Origin of the sequence: Solwaraspora sp. WMMA2056 (assembly GCF_030345095.1) — a bacterium.
Classification (GTDB): Bacteria; Actinomycetota; Actinomycetes; order Mycobacteriales; family Micromonosporaceae; genus Micromonospora_E.
Map to the genome: position 1 here is coordinate 5,085,906 of NZ_CP128360.1, position 13,955 is coordinate 5,099,860.

The following is a 13,955-nucleotide window of genomic DNA, read 5'->3' on the forward strand; positions in this document are numbered from 1 at the left end:
CCCGCCCTCCGGACACCACGGCGTGATGCGGCAGGCACCCGCCGCGGACACCACGAACGTGGCGCACCCATGAGACGGCGGCCGGCCCGACCTACCGTACGGTTGGTGGGATTCCGGGGGGGTGGCCACCGTGCCGTACGACGTCCGCCGCCGACCGGCGGTGCTGCTCGTCCTGCTGGGCGCGGTCACCGCGGTCGGTCCGCTGTCGATCGACATGTACCTGCCGGCGTTTCCGGCGATCAGTGACGACCTCGGTGCGGCACCGGCCCGGGTGCAGCTGTCGCTGACCGCCTGTCTGATCGGCGTCGCCCTCGGCCAACTTGTCGGCGGTCCGCTCAGCGACCGGTGGGGCCGGCGTCGACCGGTGCTGGTGGGCACGGCCGGATACGTCGTGGTCAGCCTGGCCTGCGCGCTGGCGCCGACCGCCGAGGCGCTCGCCGGGCTGCGCCTGGCGCAGGGTTTCGCCGGTGGCATCGGGGTGGTGGTCGCCCGCGCCGTCGTGCGGGACCTCTACTCCGGTGCCGACGCGGTGCGGTTCTTCTCCCGGCTGTTGATCATCTTCGGGGTGGCGCCGATCGCCGCACCGGCGCTCGGCGCGGTGGTGCTGCGGTTCACCTCCTGGCGGGGCATCTTCGTCGCCCTGGCGGTGATCGCCGCGCTGCTCGCCGTCGTGCTCGCCCGGTGGCTGCCGGAAACCCTTCCGGTGCAGCGCCGCAACCCCGACGGGTTGGCCGGGACCGCCCGGGCGGTGCGGCTGCTGCTGACCGACCGGGCCTTCGTCGGCTACGCGCTGACCCAGGGCCTGGCCTTCGCCGGACTGTTCACCTACATCGCCGGGTCGCCGTACGTGCTGCAGGACGGGTTCGGGTTGTCCGCCGCCGCGTACAGCGTGGTGTTCGGGGTCAACGCGATCGGGTTGATCGGTCTCGGCCAGCTCAACGCCCGGCTGGTGGGCCGCCACGGGCCACGCCGGCTGTTCGTCGGCGCGCTGGTCGCCGGGCTGGCCGCCGCCGGGCTGCTGGTCGCCGGGGCCGGCACCGGCACGCTGGTGCTGGTGCTGGTGCCGCTGGCGGTGTATGTCGCCACCGTCGGGATGCTGATGCCCAACGGCACCGCGTTGGCGTTGGAGCACCACGCCCGGCACGCCGGGACCGCCGCCGCCCTGCTGGGTGCCACCGGCTCCGGGATCGGCGCGCTGGCCGCCCCGCTGGTCGGGCTGGCCGGCACCGGCGACGCGCTACCGATGGCGCTGATCATCTGCGGTGCGGCCGGGCTGTCACTGGTCGCCGTGCTGACGCTGACCGGGCGCGACCGTGGCTGACCGGGCGGCGTGCAGCGCCGCCCGCATCGCCGGCACCGGCGCGGCGACCCCGGTGAACTGTTCGAACTGGCCGATCGCCTGGGCGAGCAGCAGGTCGAGACCGGACACCACACGGCAGCCGGCGGCGGCCGCCGCCGTGGCAAGCGGGGTCGGCCAGGGGTCGTAGATGGCGTCGAAGCAGACCGTCGCAGGTGTCCAGCCCAGCAGGCCGGCGAGCGGGTCGGCGACGCCTTTGGGCACGGTCGACACCACCACGTCGACGGCCTCGGCCAGGGCGGCGTGGTCGTCCCAGCCGACACCGGTGACCGGGACCGCGAGGGCGTCGGCGACCGGGGCCAGATCGGCGATCGCGGCCGCGCGACGGGCCACCACCTGCACCTGACCGGCGCCGAGGGCGGCGGCGGCGGCCAGCGCGGCCCGCGCGGTACCGCCGGCACCGAGGACGGTGAACCGCGCCCCGGCACCGACTCCGGCCTCCCGCAGCACCGCGACCATCCCGCCGACGTCGGTGTTGTCGGCCGACCAGGTGCCGTCGGGTCGGCGTACCAGGGTGTTGGCCGCGCCGATCGCGGCCGCCACCGGCGTGGCCCGGTCGGCCACCGCGAGCGCCGCCTCCTTGAGCGGCATGGTGACCGACAGGCCGGCCCACTGCGGGCCCAGGCCGGCGATCAGGTCGGCCAGTTGCGACTCGGCGCACTCGATCGCGGTGTAGTGCCAGTCGGTCAGTCCGGCGGCCCGGTACCCGGCGTTGTGGATCACCGGGGAGAGCGAGTGGGCGATCGGCGTGCCGAGCACCGCGGCCCGGTGCCTGTCGACCGGACGGGCCCCGGTACGGGACCCGCCGGGCAGGTCAGAGGATGCCATTCCGTCGGGCGATCTCGATGTTCGCGTCATGTTCCTCGACGGTGGTGGCGAACGCCGAGCGGCCCTCCTTGTCGATGGCGACGAAGAAGACCCAGTCCTCGTCCGGCGGGTTGACCGACCCTTCGAGCGCGGCCCGGCCAGGGTTGTTGATCGGCGTGGGTGGCAGCCCGCTGTGGGCGTGGGTGCTGTACGGGTTGTTCGCGTCGTACAGCTCCTCCCGGGTCATGTCCTTGGACGCCTTGGTCGGCTTGCCGGTCAGCTCCCAGTAGTAGTTGACCGTCACGTCGAACTGCAGACAGCTGCAGGGGAAGGTCTCGCTGTAGACCCGGTTGTAGGCCACCCGGGCGACCTTGGCGAGGTCCTCGGCGATGCCCGCCTCGGCCTGGGCCAGCGACGCCACGATCAATGCCTCGTACGGGCTGATCCCGCCCCGCTCCGCCTGGACCTGTTCGGCGTACTCCATCTCGCCGGTGACGGTCAGGAACCGGTCGACCATCAGGGTGAGGATCTCCGGGGCGGTGACGTTCGGATCGAAGTCGTAGGTGTCGGGGAAGAGGAAGCCCTCCGCCGACGCGGTGACCTGCTCGCCGTCGGTCCGGGTGAGCCACCAGTCGGGCACGCCGAGGGCCAGGGGGTCCTGCGCGGCGGCGGCGAACTCCTCGGCCGGGATGTCGGTCGCTTCGGCCAGCGCCTGGTAGATCTGCTTGGCGGTGCGCCCCTCCGGGATGGTGACCCGGTTGGAAACCTTGTTCTCCAGGTCGAGCAGCAGACTCAGCGCGGTCGCCGCGCTCATCTCCAGACGCAGGTTGTAGAAGCCCGGTTGGATGTTCTGGCTGCGGGAGTTCGAGCGCGCCTCGTTGGTGAAGGCCTTGGTGCTCTTGATCACCCCGGCTTCGACCAGGGTGTTGCCGATGTCGGTGGCGGAGTCACCGGGACGGACCTGCACGACCACCTGGCCGGTGCCGCCGCCGTCGTAGTCGGGGGTGGCGAAGTAGTTCTGCAGCCGGTCGAAGCCGTACCAGACACCACCGCCGAGCACACCGAGCATCAGCAGGGTGACCAGCAGGGCCGCAGCGGTCTTGCCGCGCCCGCCGCCGCCCGAGGACTTGCGGCGCGCGCCACGACGGTGCCGGCCCTTGTCGGCCCGGTCCTCGAAAGCGAGGTCCAGTTCGTCGATCATCACATCCGCCTCCGCTGCGCGTCCAGCCAGCTCTGCAGGATCTCCACGGCGGCCGCCTGGTCGACCACCGCGCGCTGGCGCCGTCCTCGTACGCCCCGCTCCGACAGCCTACGGCTAGCGACCACCGTCGACATCCTTTCGTCGGTCATCAGGACCGGAATCGGCGAAATCGCCACGCTCAGTGAGCGGACGTACGCGCTGACGGCATCGGCCGCCGGGCCGTGACGACCGGCGAGGTTCACCGGCAGGCCGACGATAACCTCCCGTACCTCGTGTTCGCTGACTATCTGGACAATTCTGGCAATATCGGCTGGAACGGTAGTGTCTCCGGTACCGGCGGTCGACAGGTCGCGCTGCACCGTCAGCAACGGAGTGGCCAGGATGCCGTCCGGATCGCTGATCGCCAGCCCGACCCGGACCTGACCCACGTCCACCCCGAGCCGGCGCCCACGAACGAACCCGTACGGCGCCGACCCGCCCGTCTCCGCCCGGGTCACGGCGCCTCGGCGATCGCCTTCTCGACGGCGACCAGCAGACTCGCCGCCTCCGCCGCCGGCAGGCCACCGCCCTGGGCCAGGTCGGCGTTGCCGCCACCCCGGCCGTGCAGCGCGCCCTTGACCAGATCAGCGGCGGCCACACCACGCGCCTTGGCCGCCGCGTTCACCGCCACCACCAGCGACGCCTTGCCGTTGGAGCGGGCCACCACCGCGACCACCCCCGGCCGGGCCGGATCGATCTTGCCCCGGATCTCCTGAGCCAGCGTGCGCACGTCGTTGCCGCCCGCACCGTCGGGCGCCTCGGTGCCGACGTACGCCACCCCACGAAGGTCACGGGCCTGCGCCGCGAGCGCCGCCGCGCCGCCCAGCACCAGCTGCGCCCGCAGCTTCTCCAGCTCCTTCTCCGCGTCGCGCAGCTGGGTGACGGTCTGCTGCACCCGGTCGGCCACCTGCTCGGACGGCACCCGGTACAGCTCGGCGAGCCGGGCGACCAGCAGGTGCTCACGGGCCAGGAAGTTGAACGCGTCGATCCCGACCAGTGCCTCCACCCGGCGGACCCCGGACCCGATCGACGACTCGGACAGGATCTTGACCAGGCCCAGCTGACCGGAACGGGTGACGTGGGTGCCGCCGCACAGCTCCCGGGCGTAGTCGCCGACCTCGACCACCCGCACCTCGTCGCCGTACTTCTCACCGAACAGCGCCATCGCGCCGAGCCGCCGCGCCTCCTCCTGCGAGGTGATGAACGCGTTGACCTCCAGGTCACGCAGCAGCACCTCGTTGACCTGCTGCTCGATGTCGACAAGCACCGACGGCGGCACCGCGCCGGGGGTGTTGAAGTCGAACCGCAGCCGACCCGGCGCGTTCAGCGAACCCGCCTGAGTGGCCGACTCACCGAGGAAGTTGCGCATCGTCTGGTGCACCAGGTGGGTCGCGGTGTGCGACCGCGAGATCGCCCGGCGACGCGCGATGTCGATCTCGGCGTACCCGGTCTCCCCCGTGCGCACCTCGCCACGGACCACCCTCGCCTTGTGCACGACCAGCCCCGGAACCGGGGACTGGACGTCGAAGATCTCGACCTCGCCGGCACCCACGGTCAGCCGACCGGTGTCCGGCTGCTGACCACCGCCCTCGGCGTAGAACGGCGTACTGTCGAGCACCAACTCGATCACGTCGCCCTCGCCCGCGACCGGCAGCGACACACCGCCCGCGCCGAGCACCGCCCGCACCCGCGACTCCCGCGCGACCTCGGCGTACCCGGTGAAGTCCACCGCCCCACCGGCGTCGAGCACCCCCCGGTACGCCGACATGTCGACGTGCCCGGTCTTGCGCGCCTGCGCGTCCGCCTTGGCCCGCGCCCGCTGCTCGGACATCAACCGGCGGAACCCGTCGGAATCCACCGACAGCCCCTGCTCGGCGGCGATCTCCAAGGTCAGGTCGATCGGGAAACCGTAGGTGTCGTGCAGCTGGAACGCCTTGTCACCGGAGAGCTTCGCGCCGCCGGCCGTCTTCGTCTCGGAGATGGCCAGGTCCAGGATCGTCGTCCCGGAACGCAGCGTCGACAGGAACGCGTCCTCCTCGGCGTAGGCGTACGTCGAGATCCGCTCGAAGTCGGCCGCCAGCTCCGGATACGACGGCGCCATGCAGTCGCGGGCCACCGGAAGCAGCTCCGGCAACGCCCGGTCCTGCCAGCCGAGCAGCCGCACCGACCGGATCGCCCGCCGCATGATCCGGCGCAACACGTAGCCACGACCCTCGTTGCTCGGGGTCACCCCGTCGCCGATGAGCATCAGCGAGGTCCGCACGTGGTCGGCGATCACCCGCAGCCGTACGTCGTCGGGGTGCGACTCGCTCGCCGCCTGACCGGAGCCGGCACCGTACCGCTTGCCGGTCAGCTGGGCGGCCCGGTCCAGGATCGGGCGTACCTCGTCGATCTCGTAGAGGTTGTCCACCCCCTGCAGGATGGAGGCGATCCGCTCCAGGCCCATGCCGGTGTCGATGTTCTTCTTCGGCAGGTCCCCGACGATGTCGAAGACCTCCTTGCTCTGCACGTTGGTGATCTCGTACTGCATGAAGACCAGGTTCCAGAACTCCAGGAACCGGTCCTCGTCGACCTCCGGACCGCCGTCGGGCCCGTACGCCGGACCCCGGTCGTAGTACAGCTCCGAACACGGCCCCGCCGGGCCGGGGATGCCCATCGACCAGAAGTTGTCCTTGTTGCCCCGGCGCACGATCCGGTGCGCCGGCACCCCGGTCTGCCGCCAGATGTCGGCGGCCTCGTCGTCGTCGAGGTAGACCGTCACCCAGATCCGCTCCGGGTCCATGCCGAACCCGCCCTGCTCCACCGGCTTGGTCGACAGGTCCCAGGCGAGCGGGATCGCGCCCTGCTTGAAGTAGTCGCCGAACGAGAAGTTGCCGTTCATCTGGAAGAACGTGCCGTGCCGTGAGGTCTTGCCGACCTCGTCGATGTCCGGCGTCCGGATGCACTTCTGCACGCTCGTCGCCCGCTGGAACGGCGGGGTGCGCTGGCCGAGGAAGTACGGCACGAACTGCACCATGCCCGCGTTGATGAACAGCAGGTTCGGGTCATCGATCGCGGGCAGCGGAGCGGACGGCACCACGGCGTGGCCGTTGGCCTCGAAGTGCGCGAGGAACCGCCGCTTGATCTCCGCCGTTTTCACCGGACGTCCTCCTGGGGGAATATCTCGTCGTCGCCGATGCGTGGGTCGCCCCGCAGCTCGGCGAACTGGTCATCGAACGCCACGCCCTCGGCGAACGCGGCCTGGATCTGTTGCTCACGCTCGGCCATGCCGTCACGGACGTCTTCCACGAAGGTACGGACCGACTCCACCAGACCACCAGCGGATTCCGACAGCGACGAGGCGATCCCGGCAGGGGTGTACGACTGGGCGGTCCGGGTGAGTTTGCGCACCACCAGCGCACCGACAGCGAGGCCGACGCCGAGCCAGAGCAGGCGTTTCATGACAGCGTCCTCCCGGTCATCCGGCGTTGCGCCGGGCCGCCCGGCGTCGCTGCTTGAGTTCGGCGCGGACGTCGCGCTCGGCTTCGGCGTTGCGCCGGGCGGAGGCGGCCCGACGTACGCCGTACCCGAAGGCGGCCACCTTGACCAGCGGATTGGCCGCCGCGGCCGAGACCACAGTGGCCAGGTTGGCCACATTGGCGGTCACGTTCTGGGCGTGCGAAGTCATCGTGTCGATCTTGGCAAGCTGGATGTTCACGCCGTCGAGGGTCGTGTGCATCTGTCCGAGAGCGGTGTTCACGTTCTCGACCGAGGCGTTCACCTGGCCGAGCAGCGGCCCGGTCCGGTCGTTGAGGTCGTTGATCGCCCGGGTCGCCGCGTCCACCGTGTGCCGCAGTCGCAGAATCGGCACCGCCAGCACGAGCACGAGCATCAGGAACGCCCCGGCGGCCACCAGTGCCGCGATCTGTCCACCGTCCATGCCTGCCTGTCCTCCTCGTTCACCAACCACCTGCCACGCCGGCCGCGCACCCCGGCGCCAGCGTCGGTCGTCGTCGCTGCTCCGCCGCAGTACGCACCGGACGCGGCGCCACCGGTGCAGACCCTACCGTCCGTGACGGAGGTCCGCTCACGACGGTTCGACGTCCAGGTCCAGCAGCGGGTCGTCGGTATACACCGGGTCGGGATCCTCACCTGTCAACGACGGGTCGAGGCTCGGTTGCGGCTTCATCCGGTCGTCGTCGATGGCGTTGCGCACCTTGATCGACACCACGGATCCGCTGCAGTTGTCGGCCCCGCTGCCCGGCGGTTCAGCGGCCGGATCCCCCTCGGCGGCGTCACCGGCCGGCGGTTCGACCGTCGGCCGCTGCGCGAGCAGGTCCTCCGAGCAGGCCGGCGGCCGGACCCACAGATCCAACGTGAGTTCGTCACGGGTCCAGCAGGTGTACTGGCCGTCGACCGGCTGGGACGGGCAGAGCTCGACCTTCCACGGCAGCCAGCCCGCGTCGGTGAGCGCCGCCGTGTAGACCTGGGCGGTCTCCTCAGGGCCACGTTCGGAGGTCATGGTCCGCTCGCGGAACCGGCAGTCGATCAGGCACCACCGGCTGCCGCTGACGGCGTCGGTGCTCTCCAGCGCCGCCCAGCCGGGCACGTCGAGCCGGTCGAGAGAGTTGAACACCGGATCCCGGGTCGCCGCCCGGATCCCGAAGTAGAGCGGAAGCGCCGCCAGGACGACCACCGCGACCATGATCAGCGCCACCGCGCGGAGGCGCCGCTGCTGCCGGGTCGACTCGTCGTCGGCAACGCCGTCGGGCCCCGACGCACCGTCGTCCGGGCCGGCACCGGGCCGGACCGGGCCGCCGGCGGCGGACCGGATCGCGCCGGTGGCTCCTGCGGCGTCGCGGCCAGGGTCGTCCCGGCCTGGTCCGTCGGGCCCGGGACCGCCGTGCGGCGTGCCGGCTACCGGCCTGGGTACGGCGGCCACCGCTGTCCGCCCGCCACGGTCGGCGACGGGCCCGGGGGCGCGCAGGGCGGCCGGATCCCGGGGGCGGATCTCGGTCGGATCCTCCGGCGACGCCGACGGGCGTCCGGGTCTGCCGTGGAGCGGTGGTGCGCCTGCCGCCCCGGTCACCGGTCGCGGGCCGTCCGGCGCCGACCGGGGACCGGCCGGCCCGGGTGCGGGACGTTGACCACCGGGGCCCGGTCCCGGGCGCGGACCACCGTCCGGGACACCTCGGGCGGGGCCGGGGCCGACCGGCGGTCGGGGGCCGCCCGGTCCGGGCATCGGTGGTTGATCGGCGGGCCGGACCGGGGCGGCCGCAGCCGCCCGTGCCACCGGGGCGCTCGCCCCAGCGCCGGAGACCGGTCGAGGAGGGCCACCGGCACCCGAGACAGGACGCTGCGGGCCACCGGACACGGGCCGGGGCGGACCACCGGCACCCGAGACAGGACGCTGCGGGCCACCGGCACCCGGGCCTCCAGCGCCGGAGACCGGCCGAGGGGGGCCACCGGCGCCGGAGACGGGCCGTTGTGGGCCGTCGCCGGACGGCCGACCCGGGAACATGCCGCCGCCCGGGTGCTCCGGGTGGTCGAACCGCCCGGGAGCGGGCGGCCGTGGCTGGCCGTGCATCGGTGGCCGCCCGACGCCGGGCGGTGGCGCGTCGCGGTACCCGGCGGTCGGCGGATCGTCGTGCCCAGGCGGACGCACCCTGGCTGCGGCGCCGGCACTGGGCATGCCGACCCGGGCCGCCGGTGGGGGGCCGGCCGGCCGGGCGGCCGGGCGGCCGGGCGGCTCGGGCGAAGGGTCGTGCCGAGAGTCACGGCCGGGCGGCAGCGCGCCGCCGGGGCCGGGTACCACCGGCGCGGCCATACCACCGCGGCCCGGGCTGCGGCGCGGACCGCCAGGTGCCGGCGACACCGGCCCGGCGGAGGGTGACGTGCCGGGGCGACCCGCCGGTGGCGGACCGTCGCCGGCCGGCGACACCGGTCCGACCGGTGACCCTGGGCCAGGCGTCGGCGCGGCATCAGCCCGGTGTCGTTGGCCCGTAGGAAAACCCGGGCGGGGACCGGAGCGGTCCGACCAGGTGTCGGCCGGGTCGTCAGGCTCCGGGGCACGGCGTCGGCCGCCACGGGTCGGTGCGGGAGATGGTCCCCGGTCCGGCTCGCCGGAGCCCGGGCCGGGCCGCTCGCCCGTACCGAACCGGTCACCCGGGCCGGGCCGCTCGCCCGTACCGAACCGGTCACCCGGACCCGGCCGCTCGCCCGGACCCGGTGCCGGTCGGACGCCGGGCCGGCCTGGAGCGGGCGGGGCCGTTGCCGCCCGCGCGGACGGCAACGGCGGGGCGTTGCCGGACTGCGGAACCGGCACGCCGGGAGCGGACGGCTGCGGGGCAGGCCTGTTCGGGTCACGGCCCGGAGGCGGCGGTCCGGGCGGCCGGGGCGGCTCGGGCCGCCGGACATCTGCCGGTGCGGCCCCCCCGGCGGGCGGGGGCGGAGCGGGCCGCTGCGCGCGTGGCGGCGGGCCCTCGGGCGACGGGCGGTCGCCGCCACCGCCGGGCCCGATGTCGACCTGCTGTTCCTTGGCGGTACGCAGGTCGTCCAGCCAGCCGGTCTCCTCGCCGCTGACCTCTTCCTCGACCTGTGCCCGGCCCCACCGGCGGCCCTTGGCCTTGGCCTCACGACGCTCGTCGGGTGCATCCGGGCGGTCAGAACCGCGCGCTCTCACTGGTGTACCTCCCCGGCAGCCAGGCTGCCGCTGTCATCGGATGCGGTGGCGTTGTCGGACGCCGGGCCGGATGTCGCACGCACGATACGACGCAGCACCGGCATCCGCGCGGCGACGGCGCGCTCCGCACCATGCTCGGTCGGCCGGTAGTAGTCGACACCGGCGAGTTCGTCGGGTGGGTACTGCTGGGTGACCACGCCACGGTGATCGTCGTGCGGGTAACGGTAGCCGCGGCCGTGGCCGATCTGCCGGGCACCGGAGTAGTGGCTGTCGCGCAGGTGTGCCGGCACCGCCCCACCCTTGCCGGCCCGTACGTCGGCGATCGCGGCGGACAGCGCGGTGGTGGCCGAGTTGGACTTGGGAGCGGTGGCCAGGTGGATCACCGCCTGCGCGAGGTTGAGCTGTGCCTCCGGCAGGCCGACGTACTCGACGGCGTGGGCGGCGGCGGTCGCCACCGACAACGCACCCGGGTCCGCCATCCCGACGTCCTCGCTGGCGAAGATGACGATGCGCCGGGCGATGAAGCGGGCGTCCTCGCCCGCGACCAGCATCCGGGCCAGCCAGTGCAGTGCGGCGTCGACGTCGGAGCCACGCATGCTCTTGATGAACGCGCTGGTGACGTCGTAGTGCGCGTCGCCGTCGCGGTCGTAGCGGACCGCAGCGACGTCGATCGCCTGCTCGGCGGTGTCGAGGTCGATCTCGTCGACGTCGCGGGCGGTCGCCGCCGCAGCCGCAGCCTCCAGCGCGGTCAACGCCTTGCGGACGTCGCCGCCGGCGAGCCGGACGAGATGGTCCTCGGCCGGCGCCGACAACCGCAGCGCCCCGCCGAGCCCACGCGGGTCGGTCACCGCCCGGCGCAGCAGGTCGCGGACCGCGTCGTCGGTGAGCGGACGCAAGGTGAGCAGGACACACCGCGACAGTAACGGCGAGATGACCGAAAAGTGGGGATTCTCCGTGGTGGCGGCCAGCAGTGTCACCGTCCGGTCCTCCACCGCCGCCAGCAGCGAATCCTGCTGGGTCTTGCTGAAGCGGTGCACCTCGTCGATGAACAGGACGGTCGGCAGACCCCCGGTGCGCCGCTGCCGACGGGCCTCGTCGATCACGGCGCGGACATCGCGGACCCCGGCGGACAGCGCCGACATCGCGACGAACCGCCGGTCGGTGGCCCGGGCCACCAGGTGGGCGACGGTGGTCTTGCCGCAGCCCGGCGGGCCCCACAGGATGACCGACATCGGCGCCGCCCCGGTCACCAGTTGCCGCAGCGGGGCACCCGGCGCCAGCAGGTGACCCTGGCCGACCAGTTCGTCGATGCTGGCCGGGCGCATCCGTACCGGCAGCGGTGCCTGCGGGTCAGGGGCGGCGCCGCTGCTGCCGACCCCGCCTGACACCACGGCGCTTCCGGGGGGCGCCACGTCGGGCCGCCCCCCGGAAGCGGGGTAGGTGAAAAGGGCGTCGGACTCCATCACGAAGACAGTACCGGCCCGATCTCGGCTGCCGGAAACCCGCCGAGATCGGGCCCGGACACCGCCCGACGCGTAGGGAGCCGTCCCTGGTCACCGGCTACCTGTCGGCCCCGGTGGGTAGGTGGCGCGTCGGACCCGATGGGGATTGGCGGCGCGCGCCGAACGACGGCTCAGGTCAGCCCGTCCGCCGGTTCACCGCCGACGCCGGGACCAGCGGCGGTTCCCGATGCCGGCATGGAACAGCGCCAGGCAGAGCAGCCCGATCAGCACCAGCGTGTTCCAGTTGAACAGGTCCGGGGCACCCAGATCGGTGTTGAGCAGGTCGAGAAGCAGGGCGAAACCAAAGACGACTGCCGCGACGATGGCGAGCATGACATCCTCCTGGGGGGTTCAGTGGGTCGGCTCTGCCATACCCGGCAGACCCCTTGGCCAATCCAGGTAGGACCAGGTCGGCGCCGCCGGTCGGGTCACACCGACGCCCCCGCCGTCGGGGTCGGCACCGGGCGCGCCCCGGGATCCGGCACCGGGCGCGGGCGCCGGGCCACCAGGTACAGCGGCGCGGCCGCCGCCAGCACCGCCGCGCCGACCAGCATCGCCAGGCTGACCGAGGCAGCGCCGGCGACACCCAGCAGCACCACCCCGCCGAGGGCACCGGCCGGTTGGGCGACCATCGAGTTGAGTGACACCACGCTGGTCCGGTGCGGGCCGTCCACCTGCCGGTGCAGCAGACCCAGGTGCACCGGATTCGACGCGCCGTGGACGGCGTAGCAGGCCAGGTAGGCGGCGATCACCCCGACCGGCCCGGCGAGCAGCGCCATCGCGACCACGGTCGCCCCTTGCAGGATCCGGAACGCGGCGGCGGTCACCGGCGCGCCGAGCCGGCGGCTCAGCGCCGGCACCAGCGCGGCGCCACCGGCCGACGCCAACCAGGCCACCGCGCCGACCGGGCCGAGCAGCGCCGCCGCCCGGTCGGCATCGCCAGCTACCTCCGCCAGCCGTACCGGCATCAGCGTCTCGAAGGAGATCATGCCGAATCCCCAGAACAGCTCGACCGCGATCAGAGCGAGCAGGATCCGGGAACGCCGCAGCAGCCGCAGCGCGCCGAGCACCACGGCGGGCACCTGCCGGACCGACGCACCCAGCGTCGACGCCCCGGCCGCCGGGCGTACCTCGACCAGCAGCATTGCCAGGCCGAGCAGGCCGACGACCTGCAGCGCCCCGGCGACCACGACCGGTCCGGTCAACGCGCTGACCGGCCCGACCGGACCGATCGCCACCAGCACGCCGGAGGTCAGGGCCCCGGCGGCGATGGTCAGACCGGCGACCACGCCACCATGGCCCAGGCCGTCCTCGTACCGCGCGTCGGGGTCGGCGGCCAGCGTCGCGTCAACGTACCAGGACTCCAGCGGCCCGCTCTCCAACGCCCGGTAGACACCCTGCAGCAGCAGCGCGGCGACGAACACCCCGAACGAGTCGGCGATCACGAGCAGCGTCAGCGACGCCAGGTTCGCCAGAGCGGCACCGATCAGTACCGGCTTGCGGCCGATCGCATCGGCCAGGCCGCCGGTCGGCAACTCCAGCAGCAGTACGGCGAACCCCTGTGCGGCGACGACCAGGCCGATCTGCGGCAGGGCAAGCCCACGTTCGAGCATCAGCAGCACCGTGACCGGGATCAGCAGCCCGGTGGGCGCCCAGCGCAGACTGTGCAGGACCAGGTAACGCCGGTGGATCTGGCGTACGGTCAATCCTCCGGTCACCGTTCGTCTCCGACCGGCTCGTCCCCGGCCGTACCGTCCCGGTCACCGCCCTTGATGACCCGGGGGAAGGCGTACTTGTAGAGCAGCACCTGCTCGGGCACGCCGTCGCCGGGGCCGGGGTCGGTGCGGTAGCGCTCGACGACCTCGGCGATTTCGGCGTTGAGTCGACGCAACTGGTCGGCGGTGAGGGTCAACCGGGTGTCGGAGTAGTCGGCCGCCGCACGCCACTGCGGCGGGTAACCGTCCCGGGCGGTGTGCCACTCCTCGGCACGCTGGACGAACAGCTGAAGGAAATAACTGTTGAGCCAGTCGGCGGCCGCGCGGGCATCCGGGTCGGCGTCGAAGGCGGTGTTGTGCCAGGCGGTTTCCTGGTGCACCGCCCGCCACCAGCGTTCCCGGCCGGTGCCCCGGGCCGGCTCCTCGCGGACCAGCCCGGCGTCGGCGAGCTTGCGCAGGTGGTAACTGGTGGCGCCGGTGTTGGTGCCCAGCTCGTGGGCCAGGGTGGTGGCGGTCGCCGGGCCGTCCAGGCGCAGCGCGCCGAGCAGCCGCAGCCGCAGCGGGTGGGCCAGGGTGCGGACCTGGTCCCCGGTGAGCCAGACCGTCGAGAGTTGCTCGTCCATGAGATGCAGAGTAACTATACAAAGGAAGTGTGCACAACATCTTTGCACAC

General features: G+C 73.1%; 13 protein-coding genes. 1 reads left to right on the forward strand and 12 read right to left on the reverse strand.

From position 1 onward, the window contains the following. Nucleotides 1-130: 130 nt before the first annotated feature. The gene (locus tag O7608_RS22905) at nucleotides 131-1,321 is read left to right on the forward strand and encodes a multidrug effflux MFS transporter (protein ID WP_289206552.1); all 1,191 of its coding nucleotides are present in this window, start codon (nucleotides 131-133) and stop codon (nucleotides 1,319-1,321) included. Here the strand turns inward: O7608_RS22905 and O7608_RS22910 are convergent. The 12 genes from O7608_RS22910 to O7608_RS22965 form a co-directional block, all read right to left on the reverse strand. Then, nucleotides 1,277-2,185, reverse strand: coding sequence for a shikimate dehydrogenase (locus tag O7608_RS22910; RefSeq protein WP_289206553.1), 909 nt, complete (start codon nucleotides 2,183-2,185; stop codon nucleotides 1,277-1,279). The two genes, O7608_RS22905 and O7608_RS22910, sit on opposite strands and share 45 nt — an antisense overlap. Next, a complete protein-coding gene (gene mltG, locus O7608_RS22915; RefSeq protein ID WP_289206554.1) occupies nucleotides 2,172-3,365 on the reverse strand; it encodes an endolytic transglycosylase MltG in 1,194 nt (397 codons plus the stop codon). Before mltG ends, O7608_RS22910 begins: the two co-directional genes overlap by 14 nt. Then, nucleotides 3,365-3,862: a Holliday junction resolvase RuvX gene (gene ruvX, locus O7608_RS22920; RefSeq protein ID WP_289206555.1), complete on the reverse strand. Its 498-nt coding sequence runs from the start codon at nucleotides 3,860-3,862 to the stop codon at nucleotides 3,365-3,367. Before ruvX ends, mltG begins: the two co-directional genes overlap by 1 nt. Next, nucleotides 3,859-6,543, reverse strand: a complete 2,685-nt coding sequence (gene alaS, locus O7608_RS22925; RefSeq protein WP_289206556.1) for an alanine--tRNA ligase — start codon at nucleotides 6,541-6,543, stop codon at nucleotides 3,859-3,861. Before alaS ends, ruvX begins: the two co-directional genes overlap by 4 nt. After that, nucleotides 6,540-6,845, reverse strand: a complete 306-nt coding sequence (locus O7608_RS22930; protein ID WP_282227751.1) for a hypothetical protein — start codon at nucleotides 6,843-6,845, stop codon at nucleotides 6,540-6,542. The genes alaS and O7608_RS22930 overlap by 4 nt, the downstream gene beginning before the upstream one ends. Before the next feature lie 16 nt (nucleotides 6,846-6,861). Further along, nucleotides 6,862-7,323, reverse strand: a complete 462-nt coding sequence (locus tag O7608_RS22935) for a DUF948 domain-containing protein (protein WP_282227752.1) — start codon at nucleotides 7,321-7,323, stop codon at nucleotides 6,862-6,864. Nucleotides 7,324-7,470: 147 nt separating this feature from the next. Continuing rightward, nucleotides 7,471-8,217, reverse strand: coding sequence for a hypothetical protein (locus tag O7608_RS22940; RefSeq protein WP_421361232.1), 747 nt, complete (start codon nucleotides 8,215-8,217; stop codon nucleotides 7,471-7,473). 251 nt (nucleotides 8,218-8,468) lie between these two features. After that, nucleotides 8,469-8,849, reverse strand: coding sequence for a hypothetical protein (locus O7608_RS22945; RefSeq protein WP_289206557.1), 381 nt, complete (start codon nucleotides 8,847-8,849; stop codon nucleotides 8,469-8,471). 1,212 nt (nucleotides 8,850-10,061) lie between these two features. After that, on the reverse strand, nucleotides 10,062-11,528 hold the full coding sequence (locus O7608_RS22950) for a replication-associated recombination protein A (RefSeq protein ID WP_289206558.1): 1,467 nt from the start codon (nucleotides 11,526-11,528) through the stop codon (nucleotides 10,062-10,064). Between the two features lie 192 nt (nucleotides 11,529-11,720). Further along, complete coding sequence (locus O7608_RS22955; RefSeq protein ID WP_289206559.1) at nucleotides 11,721-11,900, reverse strand: hypothetical protein; 180 nt, start codon at nucleotides 11,898-11,900, stop codon at nucleotides 11,721-11,723. A gap of 95 nt (nucleotides 11,901-11,995) precedes the next feature. Further along, nucleotides 11,996-13,285, reverse strand: a complete 1,290-nt coding sequence (locus O7608_RS22960) for an MFS transporter (RefSeq protein ID WP_289206560.1) — start codon at nucleotides 13,283-13,285, stop codon at nucleotides 11,996-11,998. Continuing rightward, nucleotides 13,282-13,905 (reverse strand): winged helix-turn-helix domain-containing protein, encoded by a 624-nt coding sequence (locus O7608_RS22965; protein WP_289206561.1) that lies wholly within the window; start codon nucleotides 13,903-13,905, stop codon nucleotides 13,282-13,284. The genes O7608_RS22960 and O7608_RS22965 overlap by 4 nt, the downstream gene beginning before the upstream one ends. Nucleotides 13,906-13,955: the final 50 nt, after the last annotated feature.

Bases quoted from the DNA above. Each gene is read 5' to 3' on its own strand.
- O7608_RS22910 (WP_289206553.1), bottom strand. From the start codon at position 2,185: ATGGCATCCTCTGACCTGCCCGGCGGGTCCCGTACCGGGGCCCGTCCG.
- mltG (WP_289206554.1), bottom strand. From the start codon at position 3,365: ATGATCGACGAACTGGACCTCGCTTTCGAGGACCGGGCCGACAAGGGC.
- O7608_RS22930 (WP_282227751.1), bottom strand. From the start codon at position 6,845: ATGAAACGCCTGCTCTGGCTCGGCGTCGGCCTCGCTGTCGGTGCGCTG.
- O7608_RS22935 (WP_282227752.1), bottom strand. From the start codon at position 7,323: ATGGACGGTGGACAGATCGCGGCACTGGTGGCCGCCGGGGCGTTCCTG.
- O7608_RS22950 (WP_289206558.1), bottom strand. From the start codon at position 11,528: ATGGAGTCCGACGCCCTTTTCACCTACCCCGCTTCCGGGGGGCGGCCC.
- O7608_RS22955 (WP_289206559.1), bottom strand. From the start codon at position 11,900: ATGCTCGCCATCGTCGCGGCAGTCGTCTTTGGTTTCGCCCTGCTTCTC.
- O7608_RS22965 (WP_289206561.1), bottom strand. From the start codon at position 13,905: ATGGACGAGCAACTCTCGACGGTCTGGCTCACCGGGGACCAGGTCCGC.